At 31.9% G+C, this 17,736-nt stretch carries 17 protein-coding genes; 14 read left to right on the forward strand and 3 right to left on the reverse strand.

Annotated features, from left to right (window positions below; all coding sequences use genetic code 11):
- Positions 1–181: 181 nt before the first annotated feature.
- Complete coding sequence (gene rnr / locus NAT47_RS03405; protein ID WP_250580293.1) at positions 182–2,356, reverse strand: ribonuclease R; 2,175 nt, start codon at positions 2,354–2,356, stop codon at positions 182–184.
- A 116-nt stretch (positions 2,357–2,472) separates the two neighbouring features.
- On the opposite strand from rnr, the gene NAT47_RS03410 reads away from it, so the two are divergent.
- From NAT47_RS03410 to NAT47_RS03420, 3 genes are all read left to right on the forward strand, one after another.
- Complete coding sequence (locus NAT47_RS03410; protein WP_250580301.1) at positions 2,473–2,712, forward strand: putative signal transducing protein; 240 nt, start codon at positions 2,473–2,475, stop codon at positions 2,710–2,712.
- Positions 2,713–3,335: 623 nt separating this feature from the next.
- Positions 3,336–3,767 (forward strand): ribose 5-phosphate isomerase B, encoded by a 432-nt coding sequence (gene rpiB / locus NAT47_RS03415; protein WP_250580307.1) that lies wholly within the window; start codon positions 3,336–3,338, stop codon positions 3,765–3,767.
- A gap of 23 nt (positions 3,768–3,790) precedes the next feature.
- Entirely contained in the window at positions 3,791–4,624 is an 834-nt protein-coding gene (locus NAT47_RS03420) for an NAD(P)H-hydrate dehydratase (RefSeq protein ID WP_250580310.1), read from the forward strand.
- Here NAT47_RS03420 and NAT47_RS03425 read toward each other — a convergent pair.
- Positions 4,589–4,861 carry a DUF1294 domain-containing protein gene (locus NAT47_RS03425; protein WP_250580312.1) on the reverse strand — a complete coding sequence of 91 codons (273 nt, stop codon included), beginning with the start codon at positions 4,859–4,861 and terminating at the stop codon, positions 4,589–4,591. The two genes, NAT47_RS03420 and NAT47_RS03425, sit on opposite strands and share 36 nt — an antisense overlap.
- Positions 4,862–4,914: 53 nt before the next feature.
- Between NAT47_RS03425 and NAT47_RS03430 the strand changes: the two genes are divergently transcribed.
- Positions 4,915–7,041 carry a Tex family protein gene (locus NAT47_RS03430; RefSeq protein ID WP_250580314.1) on the forward strand — a complete coding sequence of 709 codons (2,127 nt, stop codon included), beginning with the start codon at positions 4,915–4,917 and terminating at the stop codon, positions 7,039–7,041.
- A 74-nt stretch (positions 7,042–7,115) separates the two neighbouring features.
- Here the strand turns inward: NAT47_RS03430 and NAT47_RS03435 are convergent, their stop codons facing one another.
- Positions 7,116–7,307: a twin-arginine translocase TatA/TatE family subunit gene (locus NAT47_RS03435; protein ID WP_250580316.1), complete on the reverse strand. Its 192-nt coding sequence runs from the start codon at positions 7,305–7,307 to the stop codon at positions 7,116–7,118.
- Positions 7,308–7,460: 153 nt separating this feature from the next.
- Here NAT47_RS03435 and NAT47_RS03440 point away from each other — a divergent pair, with 153 nt between their 5' ends.
- The 10 genes from NAT47_RS03440 (at position 7,461) to rfbD (ending at position 17,735) form a co-directional block, all read left to right on the forward strand.
- Complete coding sequence (locus tag NAT47_RS03440; protein WP_250580318.1) at positions 7,461–8,333, forward strand: murein hydrolase activator EnvC family protein; 873 nt, start codon at positions 7,461–7,463, stop codon at positions 8,331–8,333.
- A 1-nt stretch (position 8,334) separates the two neighbouring features.
- Positions 8,335–9,825 (forward strand): GH3 auxin-responsive promoter family protein, encoded by a 1,491-nt coding sequence (locus NAT47_RS03445; RefSeq protein WP_250580320.1) that lies wholly within the window; start codon positions 8,335–8,337, stop codon positions 9,823–9,825.
- 2 nt (positions 9,826–9,827) lie between these two features.
- Positions 9,828–10,706: a carboxypeptidase-like regulatory domain-containing protein gene (locus tag NAT47_RS03450; RefSeq protein ID WP_250580321.1), complete on the forward strand. Its 879-nt coding sequence runs from the start codon at positions 9,828–9,830 to the stop codon at positions 10,704–10,706.
- A complete protein-coding gene (locus NAT47_RS03455; RefSeq protein WP_250580323.1) occupies positions 10,706–11,518 on the forward strand; it encodes a carboxypeptidase-like regulatory domain-containing protein in 813 nt (270 codons plus the stop codon). Before NAT47_RS03450 ends, NAT47_RS03455 begins: the two co-directional genes overlap by 1 nt.
- A gap of 43 nt (positions 11,519–11,561) precedes the next feature.
- On the forward strand, positions 11,562–13,253 hold the full coding sequence (locus tag NAT47_RS03460; RefSeq protein ID WP_250580324.1) for a DUF6909 family protein: 1,692 nt from the start codon (positions 11,562–11,564) through the stop codon (positions 13,251–13,253).
- Positions 13,254–13,259: 6 nt separating this feature from the next.
- Positions 13,260–14,258 (forward strand): hypothetical protein, encoded by a 999-nt coding sequence (locus NAT47_RS03465; RefSeq protein WP_250580327.1) that lies wholly within the window; start codon positions 13,260–13,262, stop codon positions 14,256–14,258.
- Entirely contained in the window at positions 14,258–15,274 is a 1,017-nt protein-coding gene (gene rfbB / locus NAT47_RS03470) for a dTDP-glucose 4,6-dehydratase (protein ID WP_250580329.1), read from the forward strand. Before NAT47_RS03465 ends, rfbB begins: the two co-directional genes overlap by 1 nt.
- A gap of 72 nt (positions 15,275–15,346) precedes the next feature.
- Positions 15,347–16,204 (forward strand): glucose-1-phosphate thymidylyltransferase RfbA, encoded by an 858-nt coding sequence (rfbA, locus tag NAT47_RS03475; RefSeq protein ID WP_250580331.1) that lies wholly within the window; start codon positions 15,347–15,349, stop codon positions 16,202–16,204.
- A gap of 80 nt (positions 16,205–16,284) precedes the next feature.
- Entirely contained in the window at positions 16,285–16,836 is a 552-nt protein-coding gene (gene rfbC, locus NAT47_RS03480) for a dTDP-4-dehydrorhamnose 3,5-epimerase (protein ID WP_250580332.1), read from the forward strand.
- A complete protein-coding gene (rfbD, locus tag NAT47_RS03485; RefSeq protein ID WP_250580333.1) occupies positions 16,830–17,735 on the forward strand; it encodes a dTDP-4-dehydrorhamnose reductase in 906 nt (301 codons plus the stop codon). The genes rfbC and rfbD overlap by 7 nt, the downstream gene beginning before the upstream one ends.
- Position 17,736 lies beyond the last annotated feature (1 nt).

Below are 17,736 nucleotides of genomic sequence, written 5' to 3' on the forward strand. Positions count from 1 at the left end.
ACTCTTGCCAAATTAAATGTATCGTGATTACAAAAAGTAAGAAAGAAATAACACTAAAAACTGAAATATTTCTTTTTATAAATTCAACTAACTTCATCTTATGATAAGATTTCTCCTCACGTCGAAATAACAACTTTAAGTTTAACTATTCACTAATTACTATTCACTAATCACTTAATTACTATCTCTTTCTCAAATAATGAAAATCCAATTGTTTTTTCACTAAATCGGCATTTTTTACTTTAACGTAAACTTCATCGCCTAATTGTATAATGTTTTTAGAAACTTCACCAACTAAAGCATATTGTTTGTCATCAAAGGTGTAATAATCGTCTTTTATTTCACGAATTCTTACCATTCCTTCGCATTTGTTTTCGATGATTTCTACATAAATTCCCCATTCCGTAACACCAGAAACTACACCTAAAAACTCTTGATCTTTATGATCTTGCATGTATTTTACTTGCATGTATTTCACAGAATCGCGTTCGGCTTGAGCGGCTAAAGCTTCCATTTGTGAAGAATGTTGACATTTTTCTTCATATTCTTCTTCGCTTACACTTTTTCCACCATCTAAATAATGTTGCAACAAACGGTGTGCCATAACATCTGGATAACGACGGATGGGTGAAGTAAAATGACTGTAATAATCAAAAGCTAATCCGTAGTGACCAATATTTTCTGTGGAATACGCCGCTTTACTCATACTTCGAATGGCTAACGTATCTACTAAATTTTGTTCTTTTTTACCAACAACTTCTGAAAGTAAATTATTCAACGAATTCGAAATATCTTTTTTAGATTTGAAATTAATCGAATAACCAAACTTAGCAATCACAGTTTGAAGATTGATTAATTTATCTTCATTTGGTTCATCGTGAATTCTGTAAATGAAAGTTTTCTTTTGTTTTCCAATGAATTCCGCTACTTTTCTATTCGCTAATAACATGAATTCTTCAATCAAATGATTCGCATCTTTACTTTGTTTAAAGTAAACTCCAATTGGTTCTGCTGCTTCATTTAAATTGAATTTTACTTCTACTTTATCAAACGAAATTGCTCCAGCTGCCATTCTTTTTCTACGAAGAATTTTAGCTAATTCATCCATTTTAAGTGTAGCATCAACAATTGGTTTTGGAACGATATATTCGCTTCCAGTTAATGAAATTTCGGCTGGAATTACGTCTGATTTTGTTTCGATGATACTTTGTGCTTCTTCATACGCAAAACGTTGATCAGAATACGTTACCGTTCTTCCAAACCATGCATCTAAAACTTCTGCTTTATTGTTTAATTGAAAAACAGCTGAAAATGTATATTTTTCTTCATGAGGACGAAGTGAACAAGCAAAGTTAGATAACACTTCTGGTAACATTGGAACTACTCTATCAACTAAATAAACCGAAGTTGCTCTTTTATAAGCTTCATCATCTAAAATGGTTCCTTCTTGTAAATAATGCGAAACATCGGCAATATGAACTCCAATTTCGTAATTTCCATTTTCTAAGACTTGAAACGATAACGCATCATCAAAATCTTTAGCATCTTTTGGATCAATCGTAAAGGTTAAAACATCACGCATATCGCGACGTTTTTTTATTTCTTCTTCTGTGATTGAAGTATCAATTTTATTTGCATACGCTTCTACTTCAATTGGAAAATCATATGGTAAACCATATTCAGCTAAAATGGCGTGAATTTCTGTATTGTGTTCTCCTGGCTTTCCTAACACTTTAATGACGGAACCAAAAGGAGAATCGGCTTTTTTAGGCCAATCTTCTAAAGTTACTAAAACAACATCACCATGTTCAGCATCACCAATTTTATTTTTTGGAATGAAAATATCAGTATACATTTTAGCATTAGCAGTCGTTACAAAAGCAAAGTTTTTTTGAATATCAATAACGCCAACAAACTCTGTTTTTTTACGTTCTAAAATTTCTAAAACTTCAGCTTCTGGTTTACGGGAACTTCTTCTGTTGTAGATATACGCTTTTACTTTATCACCATCTAAAGCATGATTTAAATTAATAAACGGAATAAAAACGTCGTCTTCTAATTCGTCACAAACAAAGTAACCTGTTTTACGAGAAGTCATATCAACAATTCCTTCGTAATATTCGGATTTAGAAATAATTTGATATTTTCCAATTTCCGTTTCGTGAATTTTATCTTGTGCTTTAAGTATTTTTAAATCTCTAATTATTTCGTTTCGGCTTTTGGTATCGCTTAACTCTAAAACAGCAGCTATTTGCTTGTAATTAAAAGATTTAGAAGGTTCTCTTGAAAGTATTTTAAATATTTGTGCAGTAAAATCTTTTGGTTTCTTTCCTAATTTTTTTGGTTTCTTACTCATTGTATCATTTTCAATTATTTGTTAAAGTTACAAAATACAACAATGTAAAACGAAAATGTATTTCAGTTTTAATATAAAAATAACTTATCGTAACTTTATAGAGTAAATTAATTTAAATGGAAAATTTTGTAACCGTTGCTGTTTTTAACTACCAACACGAAACTTTAATTATTAAAAATTTATTAGAACAAGAAGGTATTGCTTACTTTTTTGAAAACGAAACTATCGTTGGAATTGATCCCTTTGCAACCATAGCTTACGGTGGTATTAAATTGAAGGTACATCAAAATGATGAAGAAGCCGTAAAAGAAATTCTAAAAAAACTAAACGAAGACGATCATTTAAAAATTGTTTAATTTTTTAAAAGCTGAAAGTTTTCAACATATATTAAAAACAACAAAAAATATTTTTAATTAAATTTAAATTTATGATGGTTATTATAGCGTGTTAATATGTGGAATAAGTTTTTTTACAGAAGTCGTTTTTAAAAGTTATCGCTACTTATACAACGTAATTAACAATTTAAAAAATTAGTAAAGAACTGAAAATAAGACTTTCTAAATTGTTTAATTTATAGTTATTAACAGTTGTTAAAATTTGATTTTATATTTGTTTTGTAAATAACTTCAATTGTTGATTTCTGTTGAAAACTCATTTTTTTCTATTGATAACTTTTCTAAAAATTCATAAAACTAAATTAGGATTTTTAATTCCGGTTTTGGATTACAATTTTTTAATTAACAACCAAAAAAAACTTCTTATTTTCTATTCAAAGTTGTTAACAATTAGTGTTAAATTAAGGTTAATTGATTATCAGTGATTTACGTAAAGAAATTAACAATGTGTAATTTTTAGTTCACTTTATTACATAATTCATTGGTTTTAAATGATTTGGTTAAAAAAATATCAAAATCCGAATCATATTATTAATACTCCTTAATCTTTAGTATTTTTGCATATACAAAACACACAACAACTTATGAAAATTTCAATTGGAAACGACCACGCTGGTCCAGATTATAAAAAAGCTATTGTTGAATTCTTAGAAGAAAAAGGATATACGGTTTATAACCATGGAACTGATACTTTTGATAGTGTTGATTATCCTGATTTTGGTCACCCAGTAGCCTACGATGTAGAAAGTAAAAAAGCTGATTTAGGAATCGTAATTTGCGGTTCAGGAAACGGAATTGCTATGACTGCTAACAAACATCAAGATATTCGTGCTGCTTTATGTTGGACAAAAGAAATCGCTGCTTTAGCACGTCAACATAATGATGCTAATATTATTAGTATTCCAGCGCGTTATACTTCTATTCAGCAAGCTATAGAAATGGTAGATACGTTTTTAAATACACCATTTGAAGGCGGAAGACATGCAAATCGCGTGAAAAAAATCGCTTGTAAATAATCCAAAACTTAAAATCAATTCAAATGGAAGTCATAAAATTAGATTTGAATTGCATAAAAAACACTTATAAAAAACGTCCATGTGATTCTCATAAAGGAACACATGGTCATGCTTTGTTAATTGCAGGAAGTTCAGATAAAATGGGTGCTGCTATAATAGCCGCTAAAGCTTGTTTACGTTCTGGTGTTGGGTTATTAACAGTAGCTTTTTCTCCTGAAAATAAAAGTGTACTTTTCCATTCGATTCCTGAAGCGATGTATGCCAATTCTTGTGTGATGAACGATTTATCATCTTTTAATGCTATTGGAATTGGTCCCGGAATTGGAGTAGATGAAATCAGCCTTCAATATATTTACGAATTATACGAAAACAAACTTCCTGTTATTTTTGATGCCGATGCTTTGAATTTAATTGCGAAATATAAAGTCGATTGGAAAAACTTTAATTTTCCATTTGTTTTAACACCACATCCAAAAGAGTTTGACCGTTTATTTGGCGAACATGATTCAGAATCAGATAGAAGAATTACAGCAATTCAAAAATCCAAGGAATTAAATTGTGTTATTGTTTTAAAAGGACATAAAACTTTTATAACTAATGGAATTCAGAATTTTGAAAACACTACTGGAAATTCAGGTTTAGCAAAAGGCGGTTCTGGTGATGCGTTAACCGGAATGATTACTTCTTTTTTAGCCCAAGGTTATACAACATTAGAAGCTGCCAAATTAGGCGTTTATCTTCACGGATTGGCGGCTGATATTACACTTCAAAGACAAAGCGAAGAGAGCATGTTAATAACCGATGTTATTGAGAATATTGGTTTAGCTTTTAAACATTTGCATTCCGAAATACAATAGAACAACCTGAAGTATCGCAATCGCATTAAAAGCTAATTTAAAAGAAAACTTATTGGTTTTGTGTTTGAAAAATTTCATTCCTATTAATCCTCCAATAGTTCCACCAACACCTGCAAATAAAAGCAAATTGAATTCCGAAATGCGTCTTTTATTGTTTTTAGCTTGCCATTTATCGTAGCCAAAAGTTAAAAAACTAAGGCTGTTAATCACAATCAAATAAATTAATATTACTTCCAAAAGCTAAGAATTTTGTCTAAAGATAGTATTTTAGCAGTTCAATTTTATTCACAATGACCAATATCCAATTCATTCAAAACCAAACCAACATTGCTCCGAAAAGCATTGAAGCTACTATAAAATTACTTTCTGAAGATTGTACGATTCCGTTTATTTCGCGTTATCGAAAAGATCAAACGGGAAATTTAGATGAAGTACAAATCGAAGCCATTTCGAAATTAAACAAGCAATTTGACGAAATCATCAAGCGAAAAGAAAGCATTTTAAAATCGATTGAAGAGCAAAATGCACTTTCACCAGAATTGAAATCTAAAATTGAAAACAGTTTCGATTTACAAGAATTGGAAGATTTTTATTTGCCTTACAAAAAGAAGAAAAAAACCAAAGCCGATGTCGCTCGTGAAAACGGATTAGAGCCTTTGGCAAAAATCATTATGAGTCAAAAAAATGAGGATATTGAGTTTTTAGCTTCCAAATATTTGAATGCAAACGTTAAAAACGAAGACGAAGCTTTACAAGGCGCTCGTGATATTATTGCAGAATGGATTAACGAAAATATCTTTATTCGTAAAAATCTTCGTAGAATGTTCCAACGAAAAGCTGAAATCACAACTAAAGTCGTTAAAACCAAAAAAGACGACGAAGCAGCTCAAAAATTCTCCCAATATTTTGATTGGGCAGAACCGATTTCCAAAGCGCCATCGCATCGTTTGTTAGCCATGTTGCGTGCTGAAGCGGAAGGTTTTGTAAAACTAAATGTTGCCATCGAAAAAGAAGAAGCTTTAGATTTTATTGAAGAAAATATTATCAAAAATAAAAATTCGGATGCTACCGAACATTTGGAATTAGCTATTAAAGATAGCTACAAACGCTTGTTAGAACCTGCTATTTCAAACGAAACCTTGCAAGAAGCCAAAGCCAAAGCCGATATCAAAGCCATCGATGTGTTTTCCGAAAATTTACGTCAGTTGTTGTTAGCGCCACCATTAGGTGAAAAACGAATTTTAGCCATCGACCCAGGTTACAGAACCGGTTGTAAAGTTGTGTGTTTGGATGAAAAAGGTGATTTATTAAATAACGAAACCATTTATCCACATGCGCCACAAAACGACACGGCCATGGCGATGAAAAAAATCCGTTCGATGGTGAATGCGTATAATATTGAAGCCATTTCTATTGGAAACGGAACAGCATCTCGTGAAACGGAATTTTTTATTAAAAAAATCGCTTTTGACAAACCCGTTCAAGTTTTTGTAGTATCGGAAGCTGGAGCATCAGTGTATTCTGCGAGTAAAATTGCGAGAGAAGAATTTCCAAATTACGATGTAACCGTTCGTGGTTCGGTTTCTATTGGAAGACGACTTTCGGATCCTTTGGCAGAATTGGTAAAAATCGATCCAAAATCCATTGGTGTTGGACAATATCAACACGATGTGGACCAAACCAAATTACAATCGGCTTTAGATAGCACCGTGATGAGTTGCGTGAATTCTGTTGGAATTAACATCAATACAGCAAGTAAATCGTTGTTGAGTTATGTATCAGGTATTGGTGAAAAAATGGCGGAAAATATCGTGGCTTATCGTTCGGAAAACGGACCTTTTGAAGACAGAAAGCAATTGAAAAAAGTACCGCGTTTAGGCGAAAAAGCCTACCAACAAGCCGCAGCTTTTATTAGAATTCGCGATGGTAAAAATCCGTTGGACAACTCCGCTGTTCACCCAGAAGCATATCCTATTGTGGAAAAAATGGCTAAAGATTTAGGAATCAAAACCAATGAATTAATCGCCAACAAAGAAAAAATCGCTCAAATAAAACCTGAGAATTACATTACAGCTGAAATCGGAATTTTAACTTTAAAAGACATTTTAAAAGAGCTCGAAAAACCAGGTTTAGACCCAAGAAAAGCTGCTAAAATTTTCGAATTTGATCCTAATGTTCGTTCGATTTCTGATTTAAAAAACGATATGATTTTACCTGGAATCGTAAATAATATTACCGCTTTTGGATGTTTTGTAGATTTAGGAATCAAAGAAAGTGGTTTGGTACATATTTCCCAACTAAAAGAAGGCTATGTTTCGGATGTAAACGAAGTGGTAAAAATGCACCAACATGTGCAAGTAAAAGTCGTTGAGGTGGATGAAGCTAGAAAGAGAATTCAGTTAACAATGATTTTATAATGGTCTAAAAAGATAAAATCCCAAATACCAACTATACTAGAAGGAATTTGGGATTTTAAATATTGTAAAGAAAACTATTCTTTTTCTTTAGTTTCTAACTCTTTTTTAGAATTTGTATTTGCAGTTTGGTCATCTTTAGCTGCATTTTTAAATTCTTTAATTCCCGATCCTAAACCTTTCATTAGTTCTGGAATTTTTTTACCACCAAACAACAGTAAAACTATTGCTAAAATGACTAATATTTCTGTTAAACCTAATTTTCCCATGATATCTGTGATTTTATAACTTTTGTTCTATTCTAGTACACCGCAAAGATATAAAGAAAATGATAAATGATTATTTTTTAACGATTAATTATGCAAATCGAAATAAGAAACCCGTTGTATTTAGTATATTTGTGTAATTAATATGTTTAGAAAATGGCTAATAAAAGGCTAAAAAGACAACTTTTATTAAGAAAATTATTCAATAAGAGACGTTTAGTTATTCTAAATGAAGATACATTTGAAGAAACTTTTTCATTAAAATTAAATTTGATGAATGTCTTTGTTGTAGCAAGTGTAGGTGCCATTTTAATTATTTTTGTTACTACTTATATCATTGCATTTACTCCTTTACGCGAATATATTCCGGGTTACGCTTCTTCAAAATTGAAGCAAGAAGCCTTGGAAATGGCAATAAAATCTGACTCTTTGGAAAAATCAGTGAAGATTAATAATGCCTATATTGCTTCCATAAAAAAAGTACTTACTGGCGATTTAGAATATGCTAAGTTGAATAAAGATTCAATAAAAGCTTTAGATGCTGCTGAATTGGATTTATCAGAACTAGCTCCAACTGAAAAGGAGAAAGAACTTCGCGATCAAGTTATAAAAGAAGATAAATACAACGTGTTTGAATCTTCAAAACCTAAAGTAAGTTTTGTCTTGTTTCCTCCAGCACAAGGAAGTATGTTACAAAAATATAATGCTGGAAATAAACATTTGGCCGTTACCATTGCACTTACGAATAACACACCGATAAAAGCCGTAGCAGCTGGAACCATTATTTTTTCAGATTGGACACCAAGTTCAGGATATGTGGTGATTGTACGTCATAAAGACGACATTTTATCGGTTTATAAAAATGCGGCTTCGGTAACTAAAAGACAAGGAAATACAGTGAAATCAGGTGAAGTTATTGCCCTCGCTGGAAATGCAAATACGATTCAAAATTCGGGTGCGACACTACATTTCGAATTATGGAAAGACGGATTCCCAATTGATCCAACTCAATTTATCAATTTCAATTAACATGTCACTAAAAGCTTTTGCAGCCCAATTATTTGCTAAAAGAATTCATACCAAAACTCAAAAATGGGCCAGTAATCCTATTGAAACCCAACAAAAAGTGTTTCAAGAATTAATCAAAGAAGCAACTCAGACGCAATTTGGAAAAGACCACGATTTTGGTTCGATAAAGAGCCATTCCGATTTTGTTCAAAAAGTACCCGTTCGCGATTACGAAGCTTTGAAGCAGTATGTTGATAAAGTCGTAAAAGGCGAAGAAAATGTGCTTTGGAAAGGAAAACCGCTTTATTTCGCTAAAACTTCAGGAACTACTTCGGGTGCCAAATATATTCCACTCACTAAAGAATCAATGCCGTTTCATATTCAAGCTGCTCGAAATGCGATTTTGAGTTATATTCATGAAACTGGAAAAGCCGATTTTGTATCCGGAAAAATGATTTTCTTGCAAGGAAGTCCTATTTTAGAAGAGAAAAACGGAATCAAACTCGGAAGATTATCTGGAATTGTAGCGCATTTTGTTCCGAAATATTTACAAAAAAACCGCATGCCAAGTTGGGAAACCAATTGTATTGAAGATTGGGAAACCAAAGTCAATGCCATAGTAGATGAAACTTTCAAGGAAAATATGACGGTGATTTCTGGAATTCCGTCTTGGGTGCAAATGTATTTTGAAAAGTTGAAGGAAAAAGCAAATAAACCTGTGGGCGAAATCTTTAAAAACTTCAATTTGTTTATTTACGGAGGAGTAAATTACGAACCTTATAGAGCGAAATTCGAAAATTTAATTGGAAGAAAAGTTGATTCGATAGAATTGTTTCCAGCTTCTGAAGGTTTTTTTGCTTATCAAGATTCGCAGAAGGAAAAAGGCATGTTACTACTATTGAATTCCGGAATTTTCTACGAATTCATTAAAGCCGATGAATTTTTCACCGAGAACCCAAAGCGTTATACAATAGGTGAAGTGGAATTAGGTGTCAATTACGTTTTAATCATTTCCACTAATGCCGGACTTTGGGCTTATAATATTGGCGATACGATTCAGTTTACGAGTTTAAAACCGTATCGAGTTATCGTTTCAGGAAGAATCAAGCATTATATCTCTGCTTTTGGGGAACACGTTATCGGAAAAGAAGTGGAATCTGCACTAAAAGAGGCGATGGAAGGTACAGATATTTGTGTAAACGAATTCACAGTTGCGCCACAAATTACACCAACCGAAGGTTTACCGTATCATGAATGGTTTATCGAATTTGAAAATGAACCAACCAATTTAGAAGATTTTGCTTTAAAAATAGACGCTGCTATGCGCAAACAAAACGTATATTATGACGATTTGATTGTTGGGAATGTGTTGCGAACATTAGTTATCACAAAAGTTCCAAAAAACGGTTTCCAAGAGTATATGAAATCGATAGGCAAATTAGGAGGACAAAATAAATTACCAAGATTAAGTAACGATAGAAAGATTGCTCAGTTTTTTGAGACAAAAGAATAAAGATGAAAGATAAAAGACTGATTTGGTTTTTTCTTATCGTTTCCCAATTTGTGTTTTCACAAATCCGTGGCGTGGTCAAAGACAGTATTTCTGGCGAACCGATTCCGTATGTAAATATTTGGGTAGAGAATGAAACTGTTGGAACTACTTCGGAAACAAACGGCAGTTTTTCATTGGATATAAAAGACGAAAAGTTGTTAGTTTTTTCGGCATTGGGTTATGAAACAAAAAAAATATCATCAAAAAGCGAGATCATTTTATTAAAACCAAAAGTTTTTGAGTTGAAAGAAGTGATGGTTTTAAATCAAAAAAAAACTAAAGAATTAGAAATTGGTGATGCTGATAAAGTTCATATAAGTCAATTATCGGGAAATAAACCATGGATTTATGCTAAGTTATTCAATTATGACGATAAGTATAAGGAAACTCCATTTGTTAAGAAAATTGTTTTTTACTCAAATAGCGATATTAAAGGCGCAAAGATTAAAATAAGAATTTTTGGTTTTAATGATTCAATTCCATCCGAAGATTTAATAAATGAAGACATAATTGTTACGGTAAAAGGAGGAATGAAAAAAAACACCATAGATGTTTCTCACTATAACATTGAATTTCCAAAAAGTGGCTTGGTAATTGGCTTGGAATGGTTAATTATTGAAGAGAATAAATATTTCTTTACTTATAAAGACACAAAAACAAAACAAAAAGTAAGTTTAGAAAACTACGCACCATCATTAGTAATCAATCATTCACCTGATGAAATTTCATTTACTTATTCAAAAGGGAAATGGTATAAGCATAAAAGACATTCTTCTAATTTCAAAAAAGAATGGAATAATAAAGTTAACACACCTGCAATAAACCTTATACTAACAAATTAATGAAAACCTTATTTTTCTTTTTTATCTCATTTTCCCTTTCCGCACAAATCCGTGGCGTCGTCAAAGACAGTATTTCAGGCGAACCGATTCCTTTTGTGAATATTTGGGTGGAGAATGAAACTGTTGGAACTACTTCGGAAGCGGATGGCACGTTTTTTTTAGAAGCTTCAAAACAAAAAAGCATTGTGATTTCGGTTTTAGGGTACGAAAGAAAAACCTTGAAAGGAAGTGAAATTTCGGAAGTGTTTTTAAAACCTACCACTTACAATTTAAGAGAAGTGGTGATTTTAAATAAAAAGCAATCCAAGCAAATTGAAATTGGCGACATCAAGAACGCTATTTTTCAATCGTTTGATAACGGACCAAAAATCGAAGCGAAGTTTTTTCCTTATCAAGCTTCGTACAGTAAAACAAAGTTTATAAAAGAAGTTACTATTTTTACTGATAGTCGAATAGATGATGCGACAATAAAACTTCACTTTTATAGTGTAGATGAAAACGGATTTCCGGGCGAAGAATTGTTAACTAAAGATTACATTGTTACCTTGAAAAAAGGGGTTATCAAACATCGTTTTAATATTTCGCAATTTGATTTGGTTTTCCCAGAAAAAGGAATGTTTGTGGCGTATGAAAAGCTGTTAATTGAAAGTAATAAAACCGGTACCAAATACCAACCTTATGTATTGTATAATTATGTAGATAGAGACTTTTTTTACACGTATGCGTATGGAAAATGGAGTAAGCAAGCAGGAAATAATTCAGAGAAAATAAGTGTAAATGAGCCTTCAATAAACCTGATTTTATCGAACTAAAATAAAAAACACTACATTTGTAGGTTAGAAAATATAAAAATTAATGAAAGACATTAAAAACATTTCGCGCTCAAGAGCGCAAGAGTCGTCAGCAGCTATTGAACGACTGTACATTACCATGAGACATTTATTTAACAGAGGTTTTTATAAGCCAATGGGTGTTTCAGGAGAAACATTGAGAGAAGCTTTATTATCGCTTCGACCAGAAATTTACGGTTCTATTGCCGAAGAAAAAGTAGAATTAAACGGACTTTTATACGTAATTGAACGTTTACCTATTGGAATCGAAGAATGCCGTTACATCAATTTAACTTCAGATGAAGGCTATTCGAATTCGCATTTTAAAGCGATTGTACCACCAAAAAGAAGAAGAAACTGTTACCGTATCGACGACGAACAAATGAATGTGGAAATCACACGTGGACGTTCCGATATTTATGATATTTTGACGCATTTAACGTTTATCTTTATCGAATCGCATAAGATTAAAGACAGAGTTTTAATTGATGATGAAGGTGCAGTTTCTCGCGATTGGCAAAAATTAGAATTAGCTGTAAAACAAACTAAAAAGTTGAGTTTAATTGATCGCGAAAAAGCAATTTCTCATGCAGCTAATGTTTTAGGAAGAACTTTTGCGGAAGTTCAAGATATTTATGATGACTTCGCTACAGCTGATGCCCCAGATCGTTTCTTACATGTGATTTATTGGTTAGGAAAATTAGCCATAGAAGAAGTGGTGGACAATAATAAGAGAACGATTACATTCAGTCCAATTTTGAGAGAACGACTTGGACACCATATTTATGGCGATATTTGGGCTACAACTATTAAAGAAGTTTTACTAGAAAACGATTTAATTGAAAGACCAATTCACATTATTAGTGCGAATATGCACAGTGTGATGAATTCACTTTTTGCAGAACCTGTATTGGGAAAAAAATACAAAAACACACCTGAATTTCAAATATTTGAGGATTTAAGTAGTTCGGCAAACAAAGAGTTACGCAAGAAAGTAGAAGAATTTGCGTTAACTCAAGGAATGATTTCATTACCCGATACATCAGGAACGAATATCGACGTTCAAATTTTTGATACCGCTAAAATTGATTTCAAGAAAACCATTTTTGCTGATGCTAAATTAGCTAAGGAAAAACCGGTTATTATTGTGATGGATTATGCTTTTGGTGAGCAAGCTTTTGAAACGATTGATGAGCTATTGAAGCCTTACAAAGTTGAAAAGAAAAACAAGATTTTCTTGAATGTAGAATCGGTTTCAATTATGGGTAAAGCGGGTATTTTAGAAGGAGGAAAAGGCGATATTATGATTCCGTGCGCTCACGTAAATGAAGGTACCGCTGATAATTATCCATTTGAAAACGAGTTAACTAAGGAAATGTTTGAAGGAAATGGAATTCCGGTTTTTGCTGGGCCAATGATTACGGTCTTAGGGACATCGTTACAAAACAGAGATTTATTGAAGTTTTTCCATGAGTCCACTTGGCAAGCAATTGGTTTAGAAATGGAAGGTGCTTACTATCAAAAAGCAATTCAATCGGCTTCTAAGATTAGAAAAAGTATTAATCCTAATGTAAAAGTTAGATATGCCTATTATGCTTCTGATAACCCTTTAGAAACAGGAAGCACATTAGCATCAGGAGGTTTAGGAACCACTGGAGTAAAACCAACGTATTTAATTACAATTAAAATATTAGAACAAATCTTTAACGTAAAATAAGTTTAAATGAGTACAAATTCTCAAGATCAAGAGATTGATTTAGGTCAGGTTTTTTCAAAAATTGGAGGTTTTTTTTCAACAATATTTGATACTTTTTTTGATTTCATTTTCTTCCTAAAAAAGAAGAGTTTGTTTATTGGAATTTTATTAATTTTTGGTTTTATATTCGGTTATTATCTAGATAAAAAATCTAAAACATATAATCACGAAATTATTGTGTCTCCTAATTTTGGAAGTGTAGATTATTTGTATTCAAAAATTGAATTAATAAAATCCAAAATAAAAGAAGACGATAAAAAATTTATCAAAACAATTGGAATTAATAATTCAAACAAAATTATCAACATAGAAGTTGAGCCCATTATCGATATTTATACATTGGTAAATTCTAATACGATAATTGATGGAAGTACAAAAAACTCTCAGAATTTTGAATTAATTAAATTAATGTCTGAAAATGAAGATATTAATAAAATTATTAAAGACGAAAAAACAAGTAAGAATTATCCACATCATAAAATATTAATTACAACTAATAATAAAATAGAAAATGATGAGGTGGTCAAGCAAATTTTAAAATATTTAAATACAGATGAATACTTAAACAAGTTATTGACTATTACTAAAGAAAATACTCTTATTAAAATTAAGAAAAATGAAGAACAAATTTTCCAGATAGATAAATTGATAAATCAAATATCTGTTAATCTTTCAAAAGAAAAAAACACTTCAAATTTGGTTTATAATAATGAAAATAGCGAAATTAATGACTTGTTTTCTTTGAAAAATTCATTGATAAATGAAATTGCGGCACAAAAAATAAATTTAGAAAATATTAAATTTTGTATAAAGGATATAAGCATAATTACTAATTTAATTAAATCTGAAGGCTTAAATAATAAAATGAAATTTGTTCTTCCTCTTTTTTTAATTTTTGTTTATTTATTATTTTTCGGATTTATATCACTTTATAAAAAACAATTACTTAAAAGAGAACAACAATAATGAAACATATTTTAGTAACAGGCGGTGCTGGTTTTATAGGCGCTAATTTTGTTCCTTATTTTTTAGAAAATAATTCTGATTATCATCTGGTAAATTTAGATTTACTTACTTATGCGGGAAATCTGGATAATGTTAAAGAAGTAGCTAATCATTCGAGATATACATTTGTTCAAGGCGATATTTGCGATAGAAATTTTGTTGAGGAATTGTTCCAAAAATATCAATTTCACGATGTCATTCACTTTGCTGCAGAAAGTCATGTAGATAACTCAATTTCGGGTCCGGAAGCATTTATTAAAACTAATGTTTTAGGAACGTTTAATCTTTTAGACACTGCACGAAAACTTTGGATGTCGGCACCAAATCAATATAATGTAGCATTTGAAAATTCTCGTTTTCATCATGTTTCTACCGATGAGGTTTATGGAACTTTAGGAGAAACGGGATTATTTGAAGAAACGACTCCGTATGCTCCAAATAGTCCTTATTCTGCCTCAAAAGCAGGTTCTGATATGATTGTAAGAAGTTATTTTCATACGTACGGAATGAATGTGGTGACTACCAACTGTTCAAATAACTACGGACCAAAACAACATGACGAAAAACTAATTCCAACCATCATACGTAAAGCCATCTCAGGAGAGAATATTCCGATTTATGGTGATGGAAAAAACGTTCGTGATTGGTTGTATGTGTTAGACCACTGTAAAGGAATTGAATTGGCTTTCAAAAAAGGAAAACCCGGAGAAACCTATAATATTGGAGGTAGAAACGAACGCAATAATTTATACATTGTAGATAAAGTTTGTGCTATTTTAGACGAAATGCAACCAAAAGCATCCGGAAGTTATAAAGAACAAATTACTTTCGTAAAAGACAGACCAGGACACGATTTACGATATGCCATCGATGCAACAAAAATCGAAACTGAATTAGGTTGGAAAGCAGACGAAAACTTTGAATCTGGAATTGTAAAAACGGTTGGCTGGTATTTAGAGAAGTATCAAAATCAATAAACAAAACATTGGGTTTATATGAGATATGTACGGGATATCTATTAAGTATTTACCTATAAATTTGGAATCGAAATGAAAGGAATTATATTAGCAGGAGGTTCAGGTACGCGTTTACACCCCTTAACATTGGCGGTGAGTAAGCAATTGATGCCTATTTATGATAAACCTATGATTTACTATCCGTTGTCAACTTTGATGTGGGCTGGAATTCGTGAGATTTTAATCATTTCAACACCACATGATTTACCTTTATTTCGTCAATTATTAGGCGATGGAAGTAAATTAGGTTGTCGATTTGAGTACGCAGTTCAAGAACATCCAAACGGATTAGCTGAAGCATTTATTATAGGCAAAGAATTTGTTGGAAAAAATAAAGTAGCCCTAATTTTAGGTGATAATATCTTTTACGGAACTGGTTTAGCGGAATTACTTCAAGCTAATAATAATCCAGACGGCGGTATTATTTATGCGTATCATGTGCATGATCCTGAACGTTATGGCGTGGTGGATTTTGATAAAGATGGTAAAGTGCTGTCAATTGAAGAAAAACCAGCTCAACCCAAATCTAACTATGCCGTTCCGGGTATTTATTTTTATGATAACGATGTTTTAGATATTGCAGCTAATATTAAACCAAGTCACCGAGGCGAATTAGAAATCACGGATGTTAATAAAGAATATTTGAATCGCGGTAAGTTACAAGTTAGTATTTTAGATAGAGGAACCGCTTGGTTAGATACCGGAACTTTTCAATCTTTAATGCAAGCAGGACAATTTGTTGAAGTTATTGAAGAACGTCAAGGATTGAAAATTGGCGCCATTGAAGAAGCAGCATACAAAATGGGCTTTATCGACGCGAATCAGTTAAGAGCATTAGCCGAACCTTTGTTAAAAAGTGGATACGGAAAACACTTAATCAGCCTAATTTAATTAGCCAATATACCAATATTCAATAAGCTGATGATGGTAATTGGCTCATTGATATATCGTCTCATTGACACATTATTTTTATGACATTTACAGAAACTAAACTAAAAGGATGTTTCATCCTGGAACCTAAAATAATCAAAGACGAACGTGGTTACTTCATGGAGGGTTTTAATGAAAAGACTTTTCAGAAAGGCATAGGGCAAAAAATAACCTTCGTTCAAGATAACCAATCGTTTTCTACAAAAGGTGTTTTGAGAGGTTTGCACTATCAATGTGGCGAACATGCGCAAGCTAAGTTAGTTCGTGTATTACAAGGTGAAGTTTTAGATGTTGCGGTAGATTTACGTCCAAATTCGGAAACATATGGTCAATATGAAGCTGTATTACTTTCGTCAGAAAATCAGAAACAATTTTTTATTCCAAGAGGTTTTGCTCATGGATTTTTAGTGTTATCGGAAACAGCAACTTTCTTTTATAAATGCGATAATTTCTATAATAAAGAAAGTGAAGGTGGATTAATCTATAACGATGAAACTGTTAATATTACTTGGAATTTTCCTTTACAAGATTTGATAATTTCTGAAAAAGACCAAGTTTTACCTAATCTTGAAAATGCTAAAAAAGTATGGTAGTTTTAGTCACAGGAGCTAATGGTCAGTTAGGGCAAGCCATTCAATCTATTTCTGGAAATTATCCTGAAATAGATTTTGTGTTTTGTTCTTCTTCTGAATTAGATATTACAAATTTTGAAAATTGTCAAGCAGTTTTTTCAACCTATAAACCTCATTTTTGTATCAATACAGCCGCATACACAGCTGTTGATAAAGCCGAAAGTGAACCATCTAAAGCTTTTGATATCAATGCAAACGGACCAGAAAACTTAGCCATTATTTGCCAAAAGTATGATACCATTCTAATTCATATTTCGACTGATTTTGTTTTTGATGCCTATTTTTCAGAAGGAATCGCCTATTATGATAGAGAACTGAGATTGCCTTTAAAAAATAATTTGGGACTTACAGAAACCGATGTGCCTTTTCCAAGTGGTGTTTATGGTTTAACAAAATTACAAGGAGAACAAGCGGTTGAAGCCAATTGGGAAAAACATTTTATTATCAGAACTTCTTGGGTATATTCACAATTTGGAACTAATTTCATGAAAACCATGTTGCGGTTAGCTTCGGAACGAGATAGTTTGTCTGTTGTAAATGATCAAATAGGAACTCCAACCTATGCTGTTGACTTAGCAGCAGTTTTAATAAAAATTATCCAATTTCCAAAACATTCTTCAACTTTTGGAATTTACAATTTCTCAAATGAAGGGCAATGTTCATGGTATGATTTTGCGGCTGAAATATTTCATCAAAAAGGAATCTCAATTGATTTAAAACCGATTCCAACTTCAGCCTATCCCACTCCTGCAAAACGCCCTTTTTACAGTGTTTTAGATAAAACAAAAATTAAAAACACTTTCAATCTAACTATAAACGATTGGAAAACAAGTTTAAAATCCTGTTTAAACCAATTGTAAA

Origin of the sequence: Flavobacterium fragile (genome assembly GCF_023634865.1) — a bacterium.
Taxonomy (GTDB): Bacteria; Bacteroidota; Bacteroidia; order Flavobacteriales; family Flavobacteriaceae; genus Flavobacterium; species Flavobacterium fragile.